Annotated in this window: 8 protein-coding genes; 3 read left to right on the top strand and 5 right to left on the bottom strand. The window is 49.5% G+C overall.

Features of this window, described 5'->3' with window-relative positions:
- Positions 1–257: 257 nt before the first annotated feature.
- Positions 258–1,367 carry a serine hydrolase domain-containing protein gene (locus GWG06_RS29370; protein WP_160718045.1) on the bottom strand — a complete coding sequence of 370 codons (1,110 nt, stop codon included), beginning with the start codon at positions 1,365–1,367 and terminating at the stop codon, positions 258–260.
- Positions 1,368–1,634: 267 nt separating this feature from the next.
- On the opposite strand from GWG06_RS29370, the gene GWG06_RS29365 reads away from it, so the two are divergent.
- Positions 1,635–4,049: a TonB-dependent receptor gene (locus GWG06_RS29365; protein WP_235938594.1), complete on the top strand. Its 2,415-nt coding sequence runs from the start codon at positions 1,635–1,637 to the stop codon at positions 4,047–4,049.
- Positions 4,050–4,243: 194 nt separating this feature from the next.
- On the opposite strand, the gene GWG06_RS29360 is transcribed toward GWG06_RS29365, so the two are convergent.
- Positions 4,244–5,200: a DUF6268 family outer membrane beta-barrel protein gene (locus GWG06_RS29360; protein WP_127044126.1), complete on the bottom strand. Its 957-nt coding sequence runs from the start codon at positions 5,198–5,200 to the stop codon at positions 4,244–4,246.
- Positions 5,201–5,247: 47 nt separating this feature from the next.
- Complete coding sequence (locus GWG06_RS29355) at positions 5,248–5,709, bottom strand: hypothetical protein (protein WP_160718044.1); 462 nt, start codon at positions 5,707–5,709, stop codon at positions 5,248–5,250.
- Positions 5,710–5,729: 20 nt separating this feature from the next.
- On the opposite strand from GWG06_RS29355, the gene GWG06_RS29350 reads away from it, so the two are divergent.
- Positions 5,730–6,650: a DUF6528 family protein gene (locus tag GWG06_RS29350; protein WP_160718043.1), complete on the top strand. Its 921-nt coding sequence runs from the start codon at positions 5,730–5,732 to the stop codon at positions 6,648–6,650.
- A 37-nt stretch (positions 6,651–6,687) separates the two neighbouring features.
- Positions 6,688–8,019 carry a DEAD/DEAH box helicase gene (locus tag GWG06_RS29345; RefSeq protein WP_160718042.1) on the top strand — a complete coding sequence of 444 codons (1,332 nt, stop codon included), beginning with the start codon at positions 6,688–6,690 and terminating at the stop codon, positions 8,017–8,019.
- A 140-nt stretch (positions 8,020–8,159) separates the two neighbouring features.
- Here GWG06_RS29345 and GWG06_RS29340 read toward each other — a convergent pair whose 3' ends face one another.
- Together GWG06_RS29340 and GWG06_RS29335 are read right to left on the bottom strand one after the other, a co-directional pair.
- A complete protein-coding gene (locus tag GWG06_RS29340) occupies positions 8,160–8,495 on the bottom strand; it encodes a hypothetical protein (RefSeq protein ID WP_127040474.1) in 336 nt (111 codons plus the stop codon).
- The gene (locus GWG06_RS29335) at positions 8,492–9,079 is read right to left on the bottom strand and encodes a TetR/AcrR family transcriptional regulator (protein ID WP_160718041.1); all 588 of its coding nucleotides are present in this window, start codon (positions 9,077–9,079) and stop codon (positions 8,492–8,494) included. Before GWG06_RS29335 ends, GWG06_RS29340 begins: the two co-directional genes overlap by 4 nt.
- Positions 9,080–9,082: the final 3 nt, after the last annotated feature.

The following is a 9,082-nucleotide window of genomic DNA, read 5'->3' as shown; positions in this document are numbered from 1 at the left end:
ATATACCGCCGTCTCTTTTTGCTACATAGAGGCTTGGAAATGAGAAAACAATGATTTTTTATCATTGGTGTCCCAATAATCTTACGCTTTAACCAAAGCCTGGATTTTTACCGGACACCAATGATTACGAATTGCGAATTACGAATGTAGAAGCGAAGATTAGAACGAAGATAAAAGAGATAACTATTAAATATCTCCTTTTATCTTCGTTCTAATCTTCGCTTCTACATTCGTAATTCGCAATTCGTAATTCGTAATTATTCCGCAGGAATATTCAGGTGAAACGCTCCCACTGCCACTTTTACAATGGCTTTCATCCCGTCGTCTCCGTTGGTAAAAATAACGATACCGCGTTTGCTTTTAGGGTATAGCGCAATAAGGGTATATACGCCGGGGTCATGGCCGGTGTGCATGATCATGTATTCGTTGCCGGGCATATTGGGCACCACGGCCCATCCCAGGCCCATGTATTCGTTGAGGGGGCTTTTACCGGCTTTGATGACCGGGGTGACCATTTCCTGGAACAGGGCAGGGGAGAGATGACCGCCGCCGATGACGTGAGCGCCGAAGAGGGTATAGTCGATGATGGTGGTTACGAGCCAGTCGGCAGCATTGGGGTCGGTGTTTCTTTCCATAGCGAGGAGTTCACCGGTTTTACCGTGTGGCTGCGCATATAGCAGGGTGTCCATACCGGGGGCCCAGGCAAAGTGGGTATTTTTTATTTTCAGGGGCTGGAACAGGAGGGAGTCGGCGAGTTGCTGCAGGGAGCGGCCGAATTTTGCTTCCAGAGCGCGGCGCAGGTATTCGAATCCTTCGCCGGAATAGCCGAAGGTGCCGTCGCCGGGTTCTTTGATGAAGGCCAGTTTGTTGCCGGGGTTGCTGCTGCGCCAGTTGGGGAAGCCTGTCTGATGCGTGAGTACGAGGCGGGTGGTGAGTTTGTGATGGCGTGGGTCTTTCTGCAGGTCAGGGTCTGTCCAGTAGTGGCTGAGTGGTTCATCCAGCTGCCAGCTGCCGTTGCTGACCAGTTGCAGCGTTACCATAGTCACCACCGGTTTGGTGAGAGAGGCTACGTTGAACAGGGTGTTGGGCGGCGCGGGCGTATAGGCGCGCAGGTTGCCGTAGGTACGGATGGTTTTGATGCGGCCTTCCTCGATGATGCCCACTGCCATTACAGGTACATGGTAACGGGCCATCAGGGTGGGGATGCTGTCCAGCGGGGAATGATCTACCGTGGCAGCTGATTGCGCGTGCAGGCGGCTGGCAGCCATGCAGGCGGATAGCAAAAGTAGTAATGCGTGTTTCATATAAGACCGGAAACTATGTTTATGCCAGAACAGGAAGTATTGCACATCATATAATTTAAACATTGTATTTATGTGTGATGTGTTCGCTTTCGGTACAGGCATTGTTTGCTTTCAATACAAGGCAGGCATCTGCCGGAGGCGTTATAATCATATTGGGAACAACATCCGCTTTGAATTTTTCCAGATCCGACATAGTTGCTCTTCAATAGTATTATATATTTGAAAATGTTAATCCCGCTCCGAAAATTTTCCGGATTGCGTAAATGCTTTTCCCGATAGGATCGTTGTGTCCGCTCTTTTAGTTGTTGTTTTGCGCAAAATTTACTCCGCTTGAAAAATTTATACATGATACTCTGCCTGGTATTACTGAACCTGGCAGCGTTTGCGCAGAATGGCGTTATTAAGGGAAAAGTGAAAACGGCAGACGGTGAACCTGCCTCTTTTGTGACAGTGGGTCTCAAAGATACCCGCAAGGGCGCCATCACCAATGAAGATGGTACCTTCCAGCTCAAAAATGTAAAACCGGGCATATATACTGTGGTAATCTCTTTCACCGGTACACAAACCATCCACCGGGAAGTGACGGTAGCAGCAGATCAGACAGTTGACGTGAATTTCGCACTGGAAGCTACTTCCAGCCAGCTGAATGAAGTAGTGGTAGATGGTACCCGTACCCGCACCATCAATAAAAAGCCTGTTACCATCGGTAAACTGCCGGTGCCGGTAATGGACCTGCCGCAGAGCGTTGCCATCATTGGTCATGAAGTACTGGAAGACCAGCAGGCGCAGCGCATGAGCGATGTTGTGAAAAATATCAACGGCGTTTACATGGCCTCCCAGCGCGCCGGTACGCAGGAAACTTTCAACGCCCGCGGCTATGGCTTCTCCAGCACCAATATGTTCAAAAACGGTACCCGCGTGAACTCCGGCGCCATGCCTGAAATGAGCTCCCTGGAAAGAGTAGAGGTACTCAAAGGCAGCGCTGCCATCCTGTATGGTAACGTAGCGCCGGGCGCCATTCTGAATATGGTCACCAAACAACCTAAGTTCAATTTCGGTGGTGAAGTAAGCCTGAGAGCAGGCAGCTACGGACTCCTGAAACCAGCATTCGATGTATACGGACCTTTGTCCTCCAAAGTTGCCTACCGCGTAAACGGTACCTTTGAAACCGCAGACAGCTACCGCGATCAGGTGCATTCCAAACGCTATTACGTGAACCCGTCTCTCCTGTTTAAACTCAGCGACCGTACGGACCTGCTGGTACAGGCTGACTACCTGAAACATGATTTTACACCTGATTTTGGTATCGGTACCAACAACGATTCCTATATCAACGACGTACCGCGCAATACCTTCTTCGGTGCGCCATGGCAGTATGCACACACACAGCAGACCAATACCTCCGCCAATATCAGGCACCGGTTCAATAGTAACTGGTCGTTCAATGGTATCATCTCTTATTCCAAATATCAGCGTGATTATTACTCCATCGAGAGAATACAGGCAAAAGACAGCCTGTTTAAACGCCCGCTGGGAAGAAACGCCACCAACGAAGACTACTACTCTGCGCAGGCAGACCTGACAGGTAAGTTCCGTACCGGCATCCTGGAACATACGGTACTGGCAGGTGTTGATGCCGACAGATACCTGACCGGTACCTACGGATACACATTACCTAATACTACACTCGGAAAAGGTATCTACGACCAGATCAATGTATTTGACCCGAACAGGTATGTGCGTCGTACCGACTTCCCCGGCGGCGATACCCTGCAGGCCGTAACAAATGCGCCTATTAACCGTTTCGGCGCTTATGTACAGGATCTGATCAGCATCTCCGAAAAACTGAAAGTACTGGCAGGCGTGCGTTTCTCTTACCTGCAGACAGAATCTCCGGTGTCCTACGATTTCAGAACCGGCGCCAGGAAAGAAACAGCGGCCGCAAAATATGACCATGCCTTCTCTCCCCGCGTAGGTATCGTTTACAAACCGCTGCCTTCCACTGCTGTATTTGCCAGCTATTCCAACTCCTTTACGCCTAACAGCGGATTCGATATAGACACGGTGACGCTGAAACCTTCTATCATTCAGCAGTATGAGGTAGGGGTGAAAAATGATTTCTTCAACGGGGGCTTATCTGCCAACGTTACCCTGTACCGCATCCGTAATAACAACTACGCGCAGACGCTGGCCTTTACAAAAGACGGTAAGCCCAACAGCAATACACAGTTCAAATCCCTGCTGGGCGAAACCCTGAGCCAGGGCGTGGAAGTAGACCTCGCCGGCCACCCGCTGCCAGGCCTGGACGTTATTGCCGGTTACAGCTATAACAGCATGACCATTGAAAATACACCGGCACAGGTAAATTCATCCGTTGCCGGCGAACGCCTGGTAGGTAATCCTAACCATACCGCTAATGCCAGTATCTTCTACACCTTCCAGGAAAAAACAAAGGTAAAGGGACTGAAAATAGGCGCAGGCTTCTATTACATCGGTCAGCGCTACGCAGGCTGGAACAATACTCTCGTGCTGGTAGACAAGGTACTGACCCCTACCAACAGACTCATCTCTGTGCCCGGATTCAGCACCATAGACGTTTCTGCCGGCTACAGCCTGAAACGTTTCTCCCTGATGGCCAAAGTATCCAACATCACAAATACCTACAACTATTACGTGCACGAGAACTACAGCATCAACCCGATTCCTCCGACGCAGTTTACAGGAACCGTTTCCTATAAATTCTAGTCATTTGAGATTTTTTTATTTGAGATTTGTATCTCATCAAAAAGCCCTCTGGTATTCCGGAGGGCTTTTTTTATTGGAGATTTACGGATTTAAAAAATCCCCCCAATCCGTAAATCTATCACTGACCTTACAATCTGGAGGGCATTATGATGAGATACAAAATCTCAAATAAAAAAATCTCAAATAACGAAATCTCAAAAATTCCATCTCAGTCCTGCGCTCAGGTAAAAGTTTGTTGCGAGGCGGTGATTGGGGAGGGTTTTGAACATTTCAGACAGTGATTTTTTCTGAAAGGTGATGCCGCTCAGGAGGGTGGTACCGCCGGCGAGGTTGAAGTCGAGCTTTTTGGTGAGGTGGAAAGTATTTTCCAGGCCCAGGGAGATTTCCTGGTAGGCCATCAGGCGTTTGTTTTCCGGACGGTTTTCCACATCGTAGGCAGCGCCGTTGAGGCGGAGGGCCAGGGCCAGTTCATCATACTTGCTGAGGGAGCTGCTGACGCTGATTTTCTCCGGGAAGTTGATGTCCACTTTGAAGCGGTTGCCGGTCTGCCACATAATCATGAAGGCAGGTAATATCATGGGTGTACCGAAAGAGTTGGTGAGCATGGCGCCAAGACCATAGCCGAAGTGCGGGTTGACGCGTTTTACGAAGATGACGCCGCCATTGATAAAGAAATCGTTCTGATCAATTTTTTCCAGATCAGTGAATAATCCGCCGGCAACGACCGCCATGAGACTCCACTTTTTATTCAGTGTGCGGGTATGTTGAAGTGCAATCTGCGCACCCAGTAATTCATTGGGGAAGATGATGGTATTATCATAGTCTTTATTGGAAAGTTTGGTGTAGGAGCCGCCGGCAGCCAGGTTCCAGATGCGTGCCTTTCCTGTGGCGGAATCTACCCGGGAGGAAAGGTTGAAGCCCATACCGAAGTTATAACGCTGCCGGGCAGTGTTGCCGGGCATTTTGAGGGAATCTTCCGGCCGGATATAGTGGCTGGCAGGTAAATAGTCTACGCTGACAGCCATACCCGGCCCTTTGAGGGAAGATGCGCCCAGCTGGGCCTGTACGGAAGTACGGAAAAATAATATGAAAGAAAAGACTGGTAATAAAAAGGTAATGCGGTTTTTCATTCTCTTAAGCATGTGTTCCATATCGTAATTAAGTGTTTAGATATCGACACCATGCTATGGCGTTACCCCTACGGCTTGCAGGAAATTTCTTTTAAAGGGATGCTGTCGAAGTGCAGGGCGTTGTTATCCGCTGCAAAAACAGGGATGCCTTCCGGATTGATACTGTCGGCAACAGCTTCCCAGGCTTGTTCGCCGCTGATTTTAAATACCACCGGGCGGGAGCTTTGCATGCCTTCGCTCATGAACTGGTAGTCGGCCCGCAGGATACCGTCTGCCACCTGGCCTTTGAGGGTGCCGGTATTTTTATCCTTTTCAAAATAGTTATAGGTCAGCTCACCGCCGGCATTGCCGTCCTGTATATTAATATGGAGGATGACAGAATCTTTCCCGGAGATTTTGGCGAAGCAGGTATTCATACTATTTACCGGAGAAGTTTTTAAACTGTCGGTATTTTTATTAGCTTGTTGGCCGTTCTGCTGGCAGGAGGCTGCTACTACAGCGAGCGGCAGCAGGAAATACAGTGGTTTCATACAATGAAAAATTAATGTGCATGCAATATACAGGTAAATACCTTATTACATTTTTTTTGCTGCTGGCAGGCCTGAAGGGCGTAGCACAGACGGATAAGGTGGCCGGTTGCCGCCGTTGCCTGGTGATGGCAGAGCAATCGCAGCACCGGATAGCTATTGCGGATGTATCTGCCGGAAAAATTATCTGGGAGTGGAATCCCGCTATGGCAGAGGATGTGAAGCCGGAGCATGTGAAGTGGTTTAGTCATCCCAGCGAAGCTAAAATGGTATATGGCCGCAGATACGTGCTGATGGCGGCCTCCGGCGGGGGAGTAGCCCTTGTTCGTATAGCGGATAAGAAGACGGTATTTTATGCCTATGCAGGCGGTAATACCCATTCTGCCGAGCTGCTGCCGGATGGAAATATTGTGAGCGCTTCCAGCACCGGCAATTTCCTGATGCTGTTCCGGGCAGATACCAGCGGTACTATCGTGAATGGTTATACGAAAAAAATACCCATTGCCTTCGGACATAATGTGGTATGGGATGCCCGTCGCAGCCGGCTGTGGACGGCGGCCATGGACAGTATGCACGTGTTCCGCTACAATAACAATTTGCAGCAGCCCGATCTGTTCCAGGATACCGTCATGGCCCTGCCCGGAACAGAGGCGCATGACCTGTTTCCTGTCTTCGGAGCAGATAAGCTGTGGCTGACCAACGCTACACATGTATACCGCTTTGACCCGGTAACCGGGAAAACGTTGCCCGCAAAAGGGTTGCAGAACGATATCAAGAGTGTGTCTTCCGGTCCTGCCGGGTTCCCGGTCATCGTTATCCGGCCTAAAGTATCCTGGTGGACAGACGAGGTGCTGGACGCCAACGGCAAAAGTATCTTCCGGGAAGAGGGGCTGAAGATCTACAAAGCCCGCTGGGTGCTGACTGACACGTTCAGCGAACGCTGAGCGGCCGCCAAATTTAATTTTCGTACTTTTGCGGCACATGCAAACAGAAAAGTACTCATTGGAAAAAATTCTTTCCAATCTCCGCATCGATACACTGAACGAGATGCAACAGGCATCGGTAGCCGCCAATCAGCAGCACCGCGATGTGATTTTATTGTCCGCCACCGGCTCCGGCAAAACCCTGGCATTCCTGCTGCCCGTATTGGAACGGCTGGACCCTGCCAATAAAAATACCCAGGCTATGATAGTGGTGCCTTCCCGTGAGCTGGCATTACAGATAGAGAAGGTGTTTAAACAGATGGGCACCGGCTATAAAATCACTGCCACCTACGGCGGGCATCTGCGGGAAACCGAAGAGAATAACCTGATTCAGCCACCGGCGCTGATTGTAGGCACACCCGGCCGCATCGGGGATCATATCCGCAGAGGCAATATCACCGTAGACGCCATCGAAACGCTGGTGCTCGACGAATTCGATAAAACCCTCGAACTGGGCTTCCAGGAAGAGGTGTCCTTCATCGTGGAGTCCCTGCCCAATATCCGTAAACAGATACTTACCTCTGCCACAGAGGCCGTAGAAATACCGGAGTTCATCAAACTGGAAGCACCGGAGAAACTGGACTTCCTGCCGGAAGAAGGCACCCCGCCCGCCAGGCTGGCATATAAACAAGTATTATCTCCTGAAAATGATAAGGTAGATACGCTGTTCCGCCTGATCTGTTACCTGGGCAACCGCTCCACCATCGTTTTCTGTAATCACCGCGATGCGGTAGAGCGTACCAGCACCATGTTATCGGAAAAAGGTATCCTGAATGAATTTTACCACGGCGCCATGGAACAGCAGCAGCGCGACAGCGCCCTGTGCAAGTTCCGCAACGGTACCGTCAATGTGCTGGTGACTACCGACCTGGCTGCACGCGGACTGGACATCCCCAATATCAGGTACATCGTACATTTCCACCTGCCGCATACGCAGGACAGCTGGACGCACCGCAACGGACGTACCGCCAGAATGGAAGCCAGCGGTACCGCCATCGTGATACTGGCGCCGGATGAAAAGCTGATGTCCTACCTGGAAGAAGAAGAAATGGAAACCATCCAGCTGCCGGAAAAGGCCGTACTGCCGGAAAAACCAAAATGGGTCACCCTCTTCATCGCCGCCGGTAAAAAAGATAAAGTCAATAAGGTAGATATCGTAGGGTTCCTCGCACAACGCGGGCATCTGAAAAAAGAAGATATAGGCCTGATCGAAGTAAAAGACTTCTTCTCCTTTGTAGCCGTAGTGAAATCAAAAGCCAGCAACACACTGACGCTTATCAGAGATCAACGGATAAAAAATAAGAAGGTGAAGATAGAAGTCGCGAAATAATAGTCATTTTATTATTTAGTTATTTGAGATTTGGTTATTTAAAATGCAGCGGAGATATAAGAGATATTAACAAATGTGATCTCCGCTGCATTTTAAATAACCAAATCTCAAATAACTAAATAATAAAATAATTTCCGGTTTTAGTATTCCCTGATAATCTCAATCTCTCCTACAATATTCTCATTCATCTTTTCAAGTTCCTCTGCCGGTATCCATAGTTCATTATGGATAACGCCGCCTACATTCTGGATGGGATAGGGCAGCAGGAAGTCTGAGTTTACAGCAAACCGCGTTACATATCCTTTGCCGTAAGCGGGTACATTCCATTGGGTGGTGATTTCAATGGCGTATTGTTCGTTCATGACGGGATAGAAAATTGGTTGATCGGGTCTGCGCGGTGGAAATTTCTTATAACCGGAGGCGGCGATCAACGCCAGTTCATCGGGTCCAACCGGGCGAAATAAAATGGTGGTCATCGGTGAAGTGCTTTTAAGGTTCTTTCGAATGTTTCGCGTAGGGTTGCTTCGCTTAATGCAAACGGAGCGCCTGTTACGCTGCTGTTGTCCATATGAAATCTGACGAGCGTATAAAACGGACCATATGCCAGGGCCCAGAATATTTCATAGGGCAGTACCGGGACTTGCTTCCTGGAAATGGCATTCTCAATAAAACGCCGCATGGTGCTTCCGAATTCATCTTCTGTAACAGCAGGGTGCTGAATGAGGGGTGAGTTGCGGAATTGTTCACCAAAGCGGTGATGCAGCGGATATTGCTGCACATAGCGGTAGCGGTTCTGCCATTGCAGCCACAGGCCGGCTTCGAAGTCCATCTCAGGATCGAAGCTACGCAGGGTTTCCCTGGCAAAAAGTGCTTCGGTGGCTATATACAGCTGATTGAGCAGATCTTCCCTGTTTTTAAAATAGATATAGATGGTAGAGGCGGAAATGCCGGCCGCTTTGGCCAGCTTATGCATACTGAGTCCGTCAAAGCCTTCGTTGACGATCATCTCGATAGCTTTTTCGCGGATAGCGCTTTCTTTATTTTCGTCTCTTGCTCGCATAGT

It is taken from the genome of Chitinophaga solisilvae (genome assembly GCF_009928525.1).
Classification (GTDB): domain Bacteria; phylum Bacteroidota; class Bacteroidia; order Chitinophagales; family Chitinophagaceae; genus Chitinophaga; species Chitinophaga solisilvae.
The sequence above is the reverse complement of the archived record's forward strand: the minus strand, read 5'-3'. Positions and strand labels throughout refer to the sequence as shown.